Source organism: Micromonospora sp. NPDC003816 (assembly GCF_042874705.1).
Lineage (GTDB): Bacteria > Actinomycetota > Actinomycetes > Mycobacteriales > Micromonosporaceae > Micromonospora.
The window spans coordinates 986,686-1,001,154 of the sequence record NZ_JBIANP010000003.1; the positions used below are offsets into that span (position 1 = coordinate 986,686).

The 14,469-nt window shown below is 71.1% G+C and carries 14 protein-coding genes; 9 read left to right on the top strand and 5 right to left on the bottom strand.

Annotated elements, in window-relative coordinates; translation table 11 throughout:
* Positions 1–13: 13 nt before the first annotated feature.
* The 5 genes from yajC (at position 14) to ACFYTT_RS15340 (ending at position 7,042) form a co-directional block, all read left to right on the top strand.
* The gene (gene yajC, locus ACFYTT_RS15320; protein WP_131057677.1) at positions 14–352 is read left to right on the top strand and encodes a preprotein translocase subunit YajC; all 339 of its coding nucleotides are present in this window, start codon (positions 14–16) and stop codon (positions 350–352) included.
* A gap of 286 nt (positions 353–638) precedes the next feature.
* Entirely contained in the window at positions 639–2,522 is a 1,884-nt protein-coding gene (gene secD / locus ACFYTT_RS15325) for a protein translocase subunit SecD (protein ID WP_357219119.1), read from the top strand.
* A gap of 1 nt (position 2,523) precedes the next feature.
* A complete protein-coding gene (gene secF / locus ACFYTT_RS15330) occupies positions 2,524–3,732 on the top strand; it encodes a protein translocase subunit SecF (RefSeq protein WP_387259622.1) in 1,209 nt (402 codons plus the stop codon).
* 101 nt (positions 3,733–3,833) lie between these two features.
* The gene (locus tag ACFYTT_RS15335; protein ID WP_131055195.1) at positions 3,834–4,400 is read left to right on the top strand and encodes an adenine phosphoribosyltransferase; all 567 of its coding nucleotides are present in this window, start codon (positions 3,834–3,836) and stop codon (positions 4,398–4,400) included.
* Between the two features lie 173 nt (positions 4,401–4,573).
* The gene (locus tag ACFYTT_RS15340; RefSeq protein ID WP_387259625.1) at positions 4,574–7,042 is read left to right on the top strand and encodes a RelA/SpoT family protein; all 2,469 of its coding nucleotides are present in this window, start codon (positions 4,574–4,576) and stop codon (positions 7,040–7,042) included.
* A 70-nt stretch (positions 7,043–7,112) separates the two neighbouring features.
* Here ACFYTT_RS15340 and ACFYTT_RS15345 read toward each other — a convergent pair whose 3' ends face one another.
* Together ACFYTT_RS15345 and ACFYTT_RS15350 are read right to left on the bottom strand one after the other, a co-directional pair.
* Positions 7,113–7,946: a peptidylprolyl isomerase gene (locus ACFYTT_RS15345; RefSeq protein ID WP_131055198.1), complete on the bottom strand. Its 834-nt coding sequence runs from the start codon at positions 7,944–7,946 to the stop codon at positions 7,113–7,115.
* Positions 7,947–8,008: 62 nt separating this feature from the next.
* Positions 8,009–8,920: a peptidylprolyl isomerase gene (locus ACFYTT_RS15350; protein ID WP_176093289.1), complete on the bottom strand. Its 912-nt coding sequence runs from the start codon at positions 8,918–8,920 to the stop codon at positions 8,009–8,011.
* Positions 8,921–9,167: 247 nt separating this feature from the next.
* On the opposite strand from ACFYTT_RS15350, the gene ACFYTT_RS15355 reads away from it, so the two are divergent.
* Together ACFYTT_RS15355 and hisS are read left to right on the top strand one after the other, a co-directional pair.
* A complete protein-coding gene (locus tag ACFYTT_RS15355; protein WP_131056184.1) occupies positions 9,168–9,887 on the top strand; it encodes an MBL fold metallo-hydrolase in 720 nt (239 codons plus the stop codon).
* A 54-nt stretch (positions 9,888–9,941) separates the two neighbouring features.
* On the top strand, positions 9,942–11,270 hold the full coding sequence (gene hisS, locus ACFYTT_RS15360; RefSeq protein WP_387259629.1) for a histidine--tRNA ligase: 1,329 nt from the start codon (positions 9,942–9,944) through the stop codon (positions 11,268–11,270).
* Positions 11,271–11,364: 94 nt separating this feature from the next.
* Here the strand turns inward: hisS and ACFYTT_RS15365 are convergent, their stop codons facing one another.
* The gene (locus ACFYTT_RS15365; protein WP_131056188.1) at positions 11,365–11,871 is read right to left on the bottom strand and encodes a PaaI family thioesterase; all 507 of its coding nucleotides are present in this window, start codon (positions 11,869–11,871) and stop codon (positions 11,365–11,367) included.
* 55 nt (positions 11,872–11,926) lie between these two features.
* On the opposite strand from ACFYTT_RS15365, the gene ACFYTT_RS15370 reads away from it, so the two are divergent.
* The gene (locus ACFYTT_RS15370; RefSeq protein ID WP_176093291.1) at positions 11,927–12,397 is read left to right on the top strand and encodes a helix-turn-helix domain-containing protein; all 471 of its coding nucleotides are present in this window, start codon (positions 11,927–11,929) and stop codon (positions 12,395–12,397) included.
* 106 nt (positions 12,398–12,503) lie between these two features.
* On the opposite strand, the gene ACFYTT_RS15375 is transcribed toward ACFYTT_RS15370, so the two are convergent.
* Positions 12,504–12,725 (bottom strand): hypothetical protein, encoded by a 222-nt coding sequence (locus ACFYTT_RS15375; RefSeq protein ID WP_387259633.1) that lies wholly within the window; start codon positions 12,723–12,725, stop codon positions 12,504–12,506.
* Positions 12,726–12,793: 68 nt separating this feature from the next.
* The gene (locus tag ACFYTT_RS15380) at positions 12,794–12,928 is read right to left on the bottom strand and encodes a hypothetical protein (RefSeq protein ID WP_387259636.1); all 135 of its coding nucleotides are present in this window, start codon (positions 12,926–12,928) and stop codon (positions 12,794–12,796) included.
* A 247-nt stretch (positions 12,929–13,175) separates the two neighbouring features.
* Between ACFYTT_RS15380 and ACFYTT_RS15385 the strand changes: the two genes are divergently transcribed.
* Positions 13,176–14,228: a S1 family peptidase gene (locus ACFYTT_RS15385; RefSeq protein WP_357219132.1), complete on the top strand. Its 1,053-nt coding sequence runs from the start codon at positions 13,176–13,178 to the stop codon at positions 14,226–14,228.
* The last annotated feature ends 241 nt before the right edge of the window (positions 14,229–14,469 follow it).

The following is a 14,469-nucleotide window of genomic DNA, read 5'->3' on the forward strand; positions in this document are numbered from 1 at the left end:
AAGGTCTACAACCGTGCACTACGCAGCAGAAGGCGGAGGAGCGGCGGGCTTCACGCCGATCCTCATGATCGCGCTGCTCTTCGGCGTCATGTACTTCATGATGATCCGCCCGCAGCAGAAGCGCCGCCGCGAGGCCGAGGCGATGCAGACCGGCCTCTCCGTCGGCGACGAGGTGGTCACCATCGGCGGGCTCTACGGCACGGTCACCGGCGTGGAGGACGACAGCGTCCTGCTCGAGATCGCTCCCGGAGTGCAGACCCGCTACGCCCGTCCGGCGATCGCCCGGGTGGTCACCAAGGCGGAGCGACCGGTCGAGTCGCCCGTCGAGGAGAGCGACACCGTCAAGGACTGAGCACCGACCACCCGGTCGACCGTCGCGCGGCGGTCATGCCCGGATGGAGCCGCCCGCACGCGTCCCCGAGCGGGTGGTCGCCGCACGCGGCGCGCGTGTGACAACTGGATAGATGGCCGACGCCGGGCGTCGGTGCTCCGGCTCGACCGGTCCACGCGCCCGCGTCGACCACCCGAGGCGGCGGCGCCGGCCCGGGCGCCGTCGGAAGGCAGACCGTGGGCCGGGCAGCCGGCCGACCCGCCGCCGCGCCCGCGGCGGCGCGACCGTACAGGGAGACAGGACAGCCGTGGCACCACCTCAGGGACAGATGCGCCCGGGACGGCAGTTGGCCGTACTCGGGGCCATCTTCGTCGTCCTCTACCTTTTGGTGTTCTTCTCGGCCGGCGCCAGCGGGGGCTGGAAGGACCGGCTCGAGCCTCGTCTCGGTCTTGACCTGGTCGGTGGTACCCGGCTGACGCTGGAGGCCACCAACACCCTCGACGGACGGGCCCCGACGGCGGAGAACCTCGAACAGGCCCGACAGATCATCGAGAGCCGGGTCAACGCGTACGGCGTGGCCGAGGCCGAGGTGATCACCGAGGGCGACCGCAACATCGTCATCTCCCTGCCCGGTGAGAACCGCGACCTCACCGAGGTCGGCAGCGCCGCCGAGCTGCGCTTCCGCAAGGTGCTGAAGATCGCCGACGGCAGCGGCACGGTCCAGGCCCCGGCGCCGACCCCGAGCGGGGCCGTCGAGCCGACGCCGTCCGGCGACGCCGCCGCGAGCCCGTCGCCCACCCCCGAGGCCGAGGTCACCTCCTCGCCGTCGGCCGGCGGCCAGGGCGGTGGCGCGCCGACCCCGACGCCCACCGAGTCGCCCGCCGCGACGCCCTCGCCGTCCCCGAGCGCGGAGGAGGACGTGCCGCAGAGCGTCGAGGAGCAGCGGCAGGCCGTCGAGCAGAAGGTCGGCGCCGAGGCGTGGGCCGCCGCCACCGGCCTCCAGGCCCCGGCGGACCTGGCGGCTGACCCGTCGCTGGCCGAGAAGCTCGCGCCCTTCGCCGAGCTGTCCGGCCGCGAGGTCGCGGTGCTGCCGACGCAGATGCAGTTCAACGTGCCGACCATCAGCTGCCTCCAGCTCGACGACCGGCCGCCGGCCTCGATCTCCGACCCGGAGCAGCAGGCGGTCTCCTGTGAGGCCGGTTCCATCAAGAACCTGCTGGACGTGGCGAAGGTGCTCGGCACCGACGTCAGCAGCGCCACCGCGGTGCGCGACCAGACCAGCCAGTGGGTGGTCAGCCTGGACTTCACCCGCAGCGGCGGGGAGAAGTGGACCGCGCTGACCCGCGAGGCGTTCAACAACGAGGGCCAGGCCTGCGACGCCTCCGCGCTCGGTGACGAGGGGCGCTGCCGGGTCGCGGTGGTGCTGGACAACCAGATCATCTCGTCGCCGCAGATCCAGGGCGTGCTCGTCGGCAGCTCGCAGATCACCGGTAACTTCACCAACGCCGAGGCCAGCGAACTGGCCGGCTACCTCAGCTACGGCGCGCTGCCGGTCACCTTCGAGGCGCAGGAGCAGCAGAACGTCACCGCCACGCTGGGCGCCAGCCACCTGCGGGCCGGTCTGCTCGCGGCCGGCATCGGCATGCTGCTGGTCATCATCTACTCGTTCTTCTACTACCGCCTGCTCGGCTCGGTCATCTTCCTGAGCCTGGTCGCGTCGGCGCTGCTCCTCTTCGGCGCCATGGTGTTCCTCGGCCGGCAGATCGGCTTCACGCTCACCCTCGCCGGCATCGCCGGCATCATCGTCTCGCTCGGTGTGGCGGCGGACTCCTTCGTCATCTACTTCGAGCGACTCAAGGACGAGATCCGCGAGGGCCGCAGCCCGCGCAGCGCGGTGCCGCGAGCCTGGATCCGGGCCCGCCGGACGATCATCTCGGCGAACGCCATCACCATCCTGTCGGCGGTGGTGCTCTACATCGTCTCGGTCGGCACGGTGAAGGGCTTCGCCTTCGCCCTCGGTCTGGCCACGGTGCTCGACCTGCTCGTGGTCTTCCTGTTCCGACACCCGATCATGACGATGCTCGCCAGCACCAAGGCGTTCCTGTCCCCGCGGGTCAGCGGGCTCGGCCGGGTGCTGCCCGCCCGCTCGGCGCCGACCCAGCCCCGCAACCAGCGCGCCAAGGAGGCGTGACATGTCCGCTGAGAACGGTCTGGCAGCTCGCCTCTACCGGGGCGAGGCCGGCCTCAACATCGTCGGCCGGCGCAAGATGTGGTTCACCATCGCCGCGGTGCTGGCGACGATCGCGCTGGCCAGCGTCATCTTCACCGGGTTCAAGCTCGGCATCGAGTTCGCCGGCGGCAACTCGTTCCAGATCCCGACCAGCGTCGGCACCCTCCAGGACGCCGAGGCGGCCACGAAGGACGTTGTCGCTGCCCAGGGCGGCCAGGTGGTCACCGCGCAGCAGGTCGGCGGCGGTGGCGGCAACTTCTACGAGCTGCGGACCACCGAGCTGAACGGCGAGCAGGTCCAGGCGGTCAAGACCGCCCTCGGCCAGCAGTTCACCATCGACCCGGAGTCGATCAGCAGCAACCGGGTCAGCGAGGCGTGGGGCAGCCAGGTGACCAACCGGGCCCTGCTCGGTCTGGTCATCTTCCTCGCGCTGGTCACCGTCTACCTGGTCCTGCGCTTCGAGCTGAACATGGCCATCGCGGCGCTCTTCTCGCTGCTGATGAACCTGGTCCTCACCGCCGGCATCTACTCGATCGTCGGCTTCGAGGTCACTCCGTCGACGATCGTCGGATTCCTCACCATCCTCGGCTTCGCCCTGTACGACGTGGTGGTGGTCTTCGACAAGGTGCAGGAGAACACCAGAGGGATCACCGCGAACAACAACCAGACGTACGGCGAGGCGGCCAACCTGGCCGTCAACCAGAGCCTGATGCGGTCGATCAACACCTCGGTGGTCGCCCTGCTCCCGGTCGGTGCCATCCTGTTCATCGGGGCCGGCCTGCTCGGCGCGGGCACCCTGAAGGACCTCGGTCTGGTGCTGTTCGTCGGTATGGCGATGGCCTTCATCACCTCGATCACGCTGGCCACGCCGCTGCTGGTGGTGCTCAAGAACCGCGACCCGCGGATCGACGCGCACAACAAGCGGGTGCAGGCCCGGCGGGCCGGGATCACCAAGGGCGAGACGCCCGCCAAGGGCTCCCGCAAGGCGGCGTCGACCGAGGCGATCGAGGCGGACGAGGAGCCGGTGACCGCCGAGACGGGTGCCGCCCTGGCCGGTGCCGCCGCGCCGAAGGTGGGCGCGCGTCCGGCCGGCAAGCGTTCCGGCGGGGCCCGTGGTGGCCGCCCCGGCGGTGGGGGCGGTAACCGCCCGGGTGGTGCCAAACGGCGCTGACCAGGCCGGGACCGACCCGGTAGGGACGAACACGACGGCGTCCTGCATGCTGTGCGAGCAGCGTGCAGGGCGCCGTTGTCTGGTGGAAGGGACCAAGCGTCGTGACGGAGACCCACAGCAGCGCGGTACGCGGCGACAGCGGCCCGGAGACCGCCCGGCTGGTGGCCAGCCGGGTGCTCGACGTGCCCGACTTCCCGAAGCCGGGCGTCATGTTCAAGGACCTGATGCCCCTCTTCGCCGACGGTGAGACCTTCCGGACGGTGATCGACGGGATCGTCGCGCACCACGGGCGGGACTCCTTCGACACGGTGGTCGGCATCGAGGCGCGCGGGTTCGTGGTCGCCGCCGCGATCGCGTACGCGACCGGGGTCGGTGTGGTGCCGGTGCGTAAGGCCGGCAAGCTGCCCCGCCCGGCGTACGCCGCCTCGTACGAGCTGGAGTACGGCGAGGCGACGCTGGAGGTGCACCAGGACGCCTTCACGGCGGGACACCGGGTGCTGGTCGTGGACGACGTCCTCGCCACCGGCGGCACCGCCGCGGCCACGCTGGACCTGGTGGAACGGGCCGGTGGCACGGTCGCCGGTTTCACCGTGCTGCTGGAGCTCTCCTTCCTGGGCGGGCGGGCGAAACTGGCGCCCCGTCCCGTCCATGCCCTGCTGACCGTTTGAACCGACCCGCCCCCGGCGACGGAGGCGGCACGGTACGTCCGGCGGAGCGGCAGGGCACCGTCGGTGCGGGTAGCATTGCCCATTGCTGACCGGACGGTGAGCCGTCCGAGAGGCGCGAGACCAGACCGGCCGACGCACGGTCGGTGTTTCCCCGGCGAGCGGTGAGGAGGCCGGTGTCCCACGATGTCGTCCCTCCGGTGGAGGGCACGGTGCACCCGACAGGTGACGCGAACGGCTCGCTGACCGACCCCGACGGCGCCACACCGGCCGTCGCCGGGGCACCCGGCCGGGTGCCGCCCAGCGGCGACGTGGCGGTCCCCACCGCGTCCGACGGCGCGTCCGTCGCGACCACCGGTGACCCCTTGCCGAGCAGCGGATTCGGGCTCTCCAACGCGCCCACCGGCCGACGGGTCCGGGCGCGGCTGGCGCGGTTCAACGCGCCGTGGCAGTCCTCGCAGGTCAGCGAGGTGTTGGAGCCGCTGATCTCGTCGCACCGGGAGAACCATCCCAAGGCGGACGCCCGGCTGCTGCAACGGGCCTTCGACACCGCCGCGCGGTGGCACTCGGGTCAGTACCGCAAGTCCGGCGACCCGTACATCACGCACCCGCTCGCGGTGGCCACCATCCTGGCCAACCTGGGCATGGACACCACCACGCTGGTCGCCGCGCTGCTGCACGACACCATCGAGGACACCGAATACTCACTGGACCAGATGCGGACGGACTTCGGTGGCGAGGTCGCGCTGCTGGTCGACGGCGTCACCAAGCTCGACAAGGTCAAGCTCGGCGACGCGGCGAAGGCCGAGACGATCCGCAAGATGGTCGTCGCCATGGCCAAGGACCCGCGTGTCCTGGTGATCAAGCTGGCCGACCGGCTGCACAACATGCGGACGCTCTCCTTCCTGCCCGCGCCCAAGCGGGAGCAGAAGGCCAAGGAGACGCTGGAGATCCTCGCCCCGCTGGCCCACCGCCTGGGTATGAACACCATCAAGTGGGAGCTGGAGGACCTCGCGTTCGGGACGCTGTTCCCGAAGCGGTTCGAGGAGATCAACCGGCTGATCGGGGAGCACCAGCCGCAGCGTGAGGCGTTGCTGCGGCAGGTGACGCAGAAGGTGCAGGTGGATCTGAAGGCCGCCAAGATCAAGGCGGAGACGACGGGTCGGCCGAAGCACCTCTACTCGATCTACCAGAAGATGATCGTGCGGGGTCGGGACTTCAACGACATCTACGACCTGGTGGGTGTGCGGATCCTGGTCGACACGGTGCGGGACTGCTACGCGGCGTTGGGTGTGATCCACGCGAACTGGCAGCCGGTGCCGGGCCGGTTCAAGGACTACATCGCGATGCCCAAGTTCAACATGTACCAGTCGCTGCACACGACGGTGATCGGGCCGACCGGTAAGCCGGTGGAGATGCAGATCCGGACGTACGCGATGCACCGTACGGCGGAGTTCGGCATCGCGGCGCACTGGAAGTACAAGGAGAAGGGCACCCAGATCGTCGGTCCGCCGGCGCACATCGACGAGATGACCTGGCTGCGGCAGTTGCTGGACTGGCAGCGGGAGGCGGCGGACCCGAGCGAGTTCCTGGACGCGTTGCGGTTCGACCTGTCCAGCCAGGAGGTGTACGTCTTCACCCCGAAGGGCGACGTGATCCCGTTGCCGACGGGGTCGACGCCGGTGGACTTCGCGTACGCGGTGCACACCGAGGTGGGGCACAAGTGCATCGGGGCGCGGGTCAACGGCAAGTTGGTGCCGTTGGAGTCGACGCTGTCCAACGGCGACGTGATCGAGATCTTCACCTCGAAGTCGGAGACGGCCGGGCCGACGCAGGACTGGTTGGGCTTCGTCAAGAGCCCCCGGGCGCGGACGAAGATCCGGCAGTACTTCAACAAGGAGCGGCGCGAGGAGGCGATCGAGGAGGGCAAGGACGCGATCGTCAAGGCCATGCGCAAGCAGGGCATGCCCCTGCAGCGGATGCTCACCTCCGACAACCTGATGGCGATCGCCCGGGACCTGCACCTGGCCGACGTGGCGTCGTTGTACGCGGCGGTGGGGGACAGCCAGGTCTCCGCGCAGTCCGTGGTGCAGAAGCTGATGGCCACCTACGGCGGCGAGGAGGGTGCGGCCGAGGACATCGCGGAGACGGCGGTGGCCACCCGGCCGCCGCGCAGCCGGGCCTCCAGCCACGACCCGGGTGTGGTCGTACGCGGTGTCAGCGACGTCTGGATCAAGCTGGCCCGCTGCTGCACCCCGGTGCCGCCGGACACGGTGTTCGGCTTCGTCACCCGGTCCGGCGGGGTGAGCGTGCACCGCGACGACTGCGCCAACTCCGAGGACCTGCGCGCCCAGGGCGAACGGGTGGTCGAGGTGAGTTGGAAGCTCACCTCCGCCTCGACGTTCCTGGTCGCCATCCAGGTGGAGGCGCTGGACCGGCACAAGCTGCTCGCCGACGTCACCCGGGTGCTCTCCGAGGAGCGGGTCAACATCCTCTCCGCCACCGTCACCACCACCCGGGACCGGGTGGCGGTGAGCCGGTTCAGCTTCGAGATGGCCGACCCGAAGCACCTGGGGCATCTGCTGGCCGCCGTCCGCAAGGTCGACGGGGTCTTCGACGCCTACCGGGTCACCTCCGGCGCCTGACGCGTACGACCGGACGACGAAAAGCGCCCGCCGGCTCAGCCGGCGGGCGCTCTCGCGTGGAACCGAGGCGTCAGGCGTCGCTCATGGTGAGGTCGGTGATGACGATCTCCTTCTTCGGGTGACCGCCGCCGGCCTGCTGGGCGAACGCGCCGTCGTCACCGGCGGCGGCGACGTCGTTGACGATGTCCATCCCGCCGGTGATCGTGCCGAGCACGGTGTAGTTCGGGTCCAGCGGCGAGTCGCCGTAGACGATGAAGAACTGGCTGCCGGTGCTGGACGGCTGGCCCGAGTTGGCCATCGCGATGACGCCGGCCTCGTACGGCGGACGCTTGTCGGTGGGCAGGTTCTCCTCCGGCATGCGGTACGCCGGGCCGCCGGTGCCGTCGGTCTCGCGCCAGCCGTCGCCGGTGGAGCTCGGGTCGCCGCACTGGAGCACCTTGATGCCCTCGGTCACCAGCCGGTGGCACTTGGTGTTGTCGAAGAAGTTCTGCTCGGCCAGGTGGGTGAAGCTGCCTGCGGTGCAGGGCACCGCCGACCGGTCGATCCGCGCGGTGATCGGGCCGAGGTTCGTGGTGATCGTCATGGTCTGGGTGCCGACCCGGCTCTGCTCGGCGTTCGGCAACCCGACGTCCTTGGTCGTCGGGGTCCGCTCACCCGCCGGGATCTCCACCCAGCCGCACTCCGCGGTGCTGCCGCCCTGGGCGGCGGTGTCGCCGCCGCTGTCGTCGCCGATCAGGTTGGTGGCGAGCCAGGCCGTGCCGGCGACCACCAGCAGCAGGACCACTCCGGCCCCGACCACCGCCTGGGTCTGGCGGCGCTTGCGCGCCCGCGTGGCCCGCTCGGCCATCTCCTTCTCGAGCCGGGCGCGGGCCGCCGCGCGCTGCCGCTCTCTGGTGGACGTCACGCCTCGATCCTCCTGGACTGTATGTGGATGCCGCTGGGGCGGGTGGAACCGCCGATTACCGATCAGCCGGCGCTTGCGCTGGCCTCGGGCGCGCCGGAGGCCGCCGGGCTCGCCGTGCCCGCCGGCGTGGGCTCGGCCGGCGACGCCGGGTCCAGCCCCGGCTCGCCGACGGTCAGGCTCTGGATGACCACGTCGTCGTCCTTCGGCTTGACCTTCTCCCCAGCCTCATTCTCCACGGTCGGCAGTGCGCCGATCTTCTCCACCACGTCCAGGCCGCCGGTGACCCGGCCGATGACCGGGAAGCTCGGCTCGGCGGTGGTGAAGTCCTCGAAGAAGATCAGGAACTGGCTGCCGTTGGCACCCGGCGGGTTGCTGATCATCGCCACCGTGCCCTTGGGGTACGTGGGCGGCTGGTCCGGCGACGGGCTGGGCGACGCCTCCGGGGCGGTCGGCACGTTCTCGTTGTGGAACGAGTACGACGGGCCGCCGAGACCGGTGCCGCTCGGGTCGCCGCAGCGCACCGCCCCGTCGGCCGTGATCTCGTGGCACTTGGTGTCGTTGTAGAAGCCCTGCCCGGCCAGGTGGGCGATGCTCGCGGCGGCGCACGGGGCGTTCGCGAGGTCCAGCTCGACCGAGATCGGGTCGCCCTGGTTGGTGGTGATCGTCATCGGTTGGGTGCCGGTCACCGGCAGGCCCGTGGCGGCCGGCTCGCCGACCTGGCGGAGGTTCGGGTTGCCCTCGGTGTTCTGCGGGGTCCAGAGGCAGACCTCGTCGTTCGCGGTGTCCTGTGTCGGCTCGCTGTCGAAGGCGCCCAGCGCCCACGCCGAACCGGCGACGACGAGCACGAGGATCAGGGCGGTGCCGACACCGGCTCGGATCCGTCGGCGGCGCCTGACGGTGGCGGCCCGGCGGGCCTGTTGCCGGTCGAGCTTGGCCCGCGCCAGTTTGCGCTGCCGGTCCCTGCTGGAAGCCACCCGTGCTCCCCTTTCCTCTACCCTGGTCGTCACCTGGTGGTCGCGTACCCGTCGGGCGGCAGGTGCGCCACGCCACACGCCCGCCAGAGTGTACGGGTACCGGCTGGGAAAGTCGTGTACGAGGTCGGTGCACATCCGCATCGGAGTCCGTCACTGCCCCCGCGCGCCGGTGGGACGACCGGGCCGAGCCCGCCGGAGGACGCCGGTAGGCTGCTGGCGAGGACGACTCGACGGAAGGGGAGCGGACGTGCTCGTGGCCGGCTTTCCCGCGGACGCCTTCGGCACCAACTGCTATGTGGTCGCCGCCGCGCCGGGGGAGCAGTGCGTGGTGGTCGACCCCGGCATCGGGGTGATCGACCGGCTCGACGCGCTGCTCGCCGAGCATCGTCTGCACCCGGCGGCCGTGCTGCTCACCCACGGGCACCTCGACCACACCTTCTCCGTCGCGCCGGTCTGCGGCGCGCGCGGCATCACCGCGTACGTGCACCCGGCGGACCGGGAGTTGCTGGCCGACCCGACCAAGGCCCTGTCGATGGACCTCACCCAGCTCTTCGGTGGCCGGCTGCCGTACGCCGAGCCGGAGGACGTCGCCGAGCTGTCCGACGGGACGACGCTCAGCCTCGCCGGTCTGGAGATCACCGTCGACCACGCACCGGGCCATACCGGCGGGTCGGTGCTGTTCCGGCTGCCCGGCGCCGGCTCGCCGTGGGAGGCGGAGCAGATCTGCCTCTCCGGTGACGTGCTGTTCGCCGGCTCGATCGGCCGCACCGACCTGGCCGGTGGCGACATGCCGACGATGGTCGCCAGCCTGCGGGACAAGATCCTCCCGCTCGCCGACGACACCGTCGTGCTGCCCGGCCACGGCCCCACGACCACCATCGGCCGCGAGCGCGCCACCAACCCGTACCTCGTCGAGGTGGCCGGGATGGGCGGCGGACGACCGGCGGCCCCCACCCGCGGCCTGTAGTCGCCGCGGACCAGGACCTCCCCGCGCCGCTCGCGCGGGTGCCGAAGGAGCATCATGAGCAAGCCCACGCCCATCTCCGGCTTCCCGGAGTGGACGCCCGCCCAGCGGATGATCGAGCAGTACGTCCTGGACCGGATCCGGTCCACCTTCGAGCTGTACGGCTTCGCGCCGCTGGAGACCCGGGCCGTCGAGCCGCTGGACCAGTTGCTGCGCAAGGGGGAGACCTCGAAGGAGGTCTACGTGATCCGGCGCCTCCAGGGCGATCCGGAGGGTCCGGCCGGTGACGACGCCCTCGGCCTGCACTTCGACCTCACCGTGCCGTTCGCCCGGTATGTGCTGGAGAACGCCGGCAAGCTCCAGTTCCCGTTCCGCCGCTACCAGATCCAGAAGGTGTGGCGGGGCGAACGCCCTCAGGAGGGCCGGTACCGCGAGTTCCTCCAGGCGGACATCGACATCGTCGACCGGGACACCCTCGCCGGGCACCACGAGGCGGAGATGCCGCTGGTCATCGGCGACGCGTTGCGGGCGTTGCCGATCCCGCCGGTACGCATCCAGGTCAACAACCGCAAGATCTGCGAGGGGTTCTACCGGGGCATCGGGCTGACCGACCCGGAGGCGACGCTGCGCGCGGTCGACAAGCTCGACAAGATCGGCCCGGCCGGCGTGACGGAGCTGCTGGCGACCACGGCCGGGGCGAGCGAGGCGCAGGCCAAGGCATGTCTGGCGCTGGCCGAGATCTCCGCGCCGGACGCCTCGTTCGCCGACGCGGTCCGCGCGCTCGGGGTCAGCGACCCGTTGCTGGACGAGGGGGTCGCGGAGCTGACCGCCGTGGTGGAGACCGCCGCCGCGCACTCGCCCGGTCTCTGCGTGGCCGACCTGCGGATCGCCCGTGGCCTGGACTACTACACCGGCACGGTCTACGAGACGCAGATGATCGGGTACGAGAAGTTCGGCTCGATCTGCTCCGGCGGCCGGTACGACAACCTGGCCAGCGCCGGGACCACCCGCTTCCCCGGGGTGGGCATCTCGATCGGGGTGACCCGGCTGCTCGGTCTGCTCTTCGGCGCCGAGGCGCTGACCGTCTCCCGTTCCGTGCCGACCTGTGTGCTGGTGGCGGTGACCAACGAGGAGCTGCGGGCCGACAGCAACCGGGTCGCCGAGGCGCTGCGGTCGCGGGGAGTACCCACCGAGGTGTCGCCGAGCGCGGCGAAGTTCGGCAAGCAGATCCGGTACGCGGAGCGACGCGGCATCCCGTACGTCTGGTTCCCGGGCGCGGAGGGTGCCCCCGACGAGGTGAAGGACATCCGCTCCGGTGAGCAGGTCGTCGCGGCGGCGGGGGAGTGGTCGCCGCCTCGGGCGGACCTGACACCGCTGGTCCGCTGAACCCGGATGTTAGGAAGGGCCCCCTGCTAACGCCTCGTGTATAGCAGGGGGCCCTTCCTAACGTCGGGCCGAGCAGCCGGCAGCGGTGGAGCCCTCACTCCAGGGGGAGCAGCAGGCAGCTCGACGTGGCGTGCGCGACGAGGCGGGACCGCCCGTCGGTCAGTCGGGCCTCGGCCAGGGCGGTCCGTCGACCGCGTTGCAGCACGGTGCCTTCGCAGCGAAGCGTCCCGGAGCGGACGGTCACCGGGCGGAGAAACTTCACGTTGAGGTCCAGCGAGGTGTAGCCCATGCCGACCGGCAGCGTGGTGTGTACGGCGCACGCGGCGGCGGTGTCCAGCAGCGTGGAGAGCACGCCGCCGTGCACGGTGCCGAGCGGGTTGTAGTGGAACTCCTGCGGCTCCAGTTCGACGACGACCCGGCCCTCCTCGGCCTCCATCCGGGACATGTCGATCAGGTGCATCACCGGTGGGGCGGCCAGCTCCCCGGCGATCATCGCGCGGAGCAGTTCCAGTCCGCTGCGCCGGCCGACCTGGTCGGCGTTGAGGCCCGGGTCGGACCAGGAGAAGGTGCGGCTGCGCGTCGCCCCCTGCGTCTGCGTCATGGACGCAGCCTGTCAGGGCTTGCTGGGTCTGTCAATCAGACCTAGCCTGGCGGGCATGAGACCCGTGGCCCTGGACTGGTCGATCGACAACTGCACGGTCGCCCGCGCCATGGAGGTCCTCGGCGAGAAGTGGACCCTGGTGGTGCTCCGCGAGGTGTTCAGCGGCGTCCGCCGCTTCGACGACATGCGGGTACGCACCGGCGTCCCCCGGCAGGTGCTGGCCAACCGGCTGGCCACACTGGTCGCGCAGGGGGTGCTCCGGCGGGAGCCGTACCGCGAGCCGGGCAGCCGGCTGCGACACGAGTACCGGCTCACCCCCAAGGGAATGGATCTGTGGCCGGTGCTGGTCGCCGTGCTGGCCTGGGGGGACCGGTACCTCGCCGACCCGGAGGGGCCGCCGCTGAGCGTCGGACACCGCGACTGCGGCGCCGAGGTCGGGGTGGAACTGCACTGCGCGGACGGGCACCACGTCACCGACGCGCGTGACGTGGTGCCGCGTCCGGGCCCGGGCGCCCGTCGACGATGACGCCCGGCCGGTCTCCGACGATGACGCCCGGCCGGTCTCCGGCGGTGGTGCCCGGCCGGTCTCCGGCGGTGGTGCCCGGCCGGCTTCCGGCGGTGGTGCCCGGCGGCTACCAGGCGAAGCCGACGGGGTAGGAGACGTTCGCCAGGACCTGCTGGCCGCTGGCGTTCGGGTGGAAGTAGTCCCAGGCGGAGAGTGGGGAGAGGCTGAACGGGTAGCCGAAGACCGCGTTGTCGTCGTACCGGCAGTTCGGCCCGTACGCGGCGCAGGCGGCGGCGAGCTGGCCGTTGAAGTCGATCACCCGCTGCCGTACCCGGTGGCGTCGGTCCACCTCGGTCTGGGCGGTGGAGGTCGGGTTGGCCAGCAGCGACTGGCCGGTGTAGGCGTCGTTCGCGCCGATCAGGATGGTGACGTACCCGGCTCCCCGGCCGGCCGCGGTGCCGGGCCGGGTGCGGCCAGGGCGGGGGCGGTGGCGAGCAGGACGAGGGCGATGGCGGCGGCGAGGGTGGCCAGCGCGCGTCGGATGAGGGTCATGGGTGGCCTCCGGTTCACGGTTGCCGGGTGGCGGCGGTGACCAGAGCGTATAGATGACCGTCTGTGTCCACAATGTTGCAGAGAGATGACGTGGGGGCGGTTGGTCGATTCGGCCGGAGGCGGGGCTTGTTGACGATCTTAAATGTGTGAATACTTTCCCTCGCTCGGCCATTTCCCCAGGTGGCCGAGTTGCCCCCGCTCCTGTCGACGTGACAGGGCACGAAACCCCCTACCGGGAGGCTGTTACATGCGACCCACAAGGTCAATGCTCCGCCGCGTCTTCTCCGTCGCCGCCGCCGGAACTCTGGTCGCCGGCGTACTGGCCGGTGCCCCGGCCCAGGCGGCGCCCGCGTCCGCCACACCCGACGCGGCCTCCGCCCTCGCCGACCGCCTCGGCGACCGCGCGGCGGGTGCCTACGCCGACGCCAGCGGCGCCATGGTCGTCGCGGTGACCGACGCCGTCGCGGCCCGCCAGGTGGCCGCCGCCGGCGCCACCCCGAAGCTGGTCACGCGTGGTGCCACCGAGCTGAACCGGGCCACCGCGGTGCTGGAGCGCTCCGCCGCGATCCCGGGCACCGCCTGGTGGACCGACCCCGCCACCAACCAGGTCGTCGTCTCCGTCGACAGCACCGTCACCGGCGCCAAGCTGGAGCGGGTCAAGGCCGCCGCCGCCCGCACCAACGGCGCCGTCCGCATCGAGGCCCAGGCCGGTGTGCTGAGCACCCGCATCTCCGGTGGCGAGGCGATCTACGCGCAGGGTGGCGGGCGCTGCTCGCTCGGCTTCAACGTGCGCGCCGGCAGCACCTACTACTTCGTGACCGCCGGCCACTGCACCAACATCGCCGCGAACTGGTACAGCAACTCGGCGCAGACCGCGCTGCTCGGTTCGCGTACCGGCAGCGTCTTCCCGGGCAGCGACTACGGCATCGTCCGCTACGCCAACCAGAGCGTCGTGCAGCCGGGCAACGTCTACCTCCACAACGGCACCTACCGGGAGATCACCGCTTCCGGCAACGCGTACGTCGGCCAGTCGGCGCAGCGTTCCGGCAGCACCACCGGTGTGCGCAGCGGCTCGGTGACCGCCCTCAACGCCACCGTCAACTACGCCGAGGGCCAGGTGCGCGGCCTGATCCGGACCAACATCTGCGCCCAGCCGGGCGACAGCGGCGGCTCGCTCTTCAGCGGCACCATCGCGCTCGGCCTGACCTCCGGCGGCAGCGGCAACTGCAGCATCGGCGGCACCACCTTCTTCCAGCCCATCGGACCGGTGCTGAGCCGGTACGGCGTCAGCGTCTACTGACCCGTACTCACGTATCTGACCTTCTCCTCCGCCAGCGGGCCGCCGGATTCCTCCTCCGGCGGCCCGCCCGGCTTGTAAGCAGGGGTCCCCTGCTAACGCCTGCGGTATAGGAAGGGTCCCCTGCTAACGCCAACCGGCGCGCTGGTGTTAGTAGGGGACCCCTGCTATGCACGAGGCGTTAACAGGGGGCCCTTCCTTGCACCCGGGGAACGGGGACGGGGGAGGGCTGACAGAATGCCGG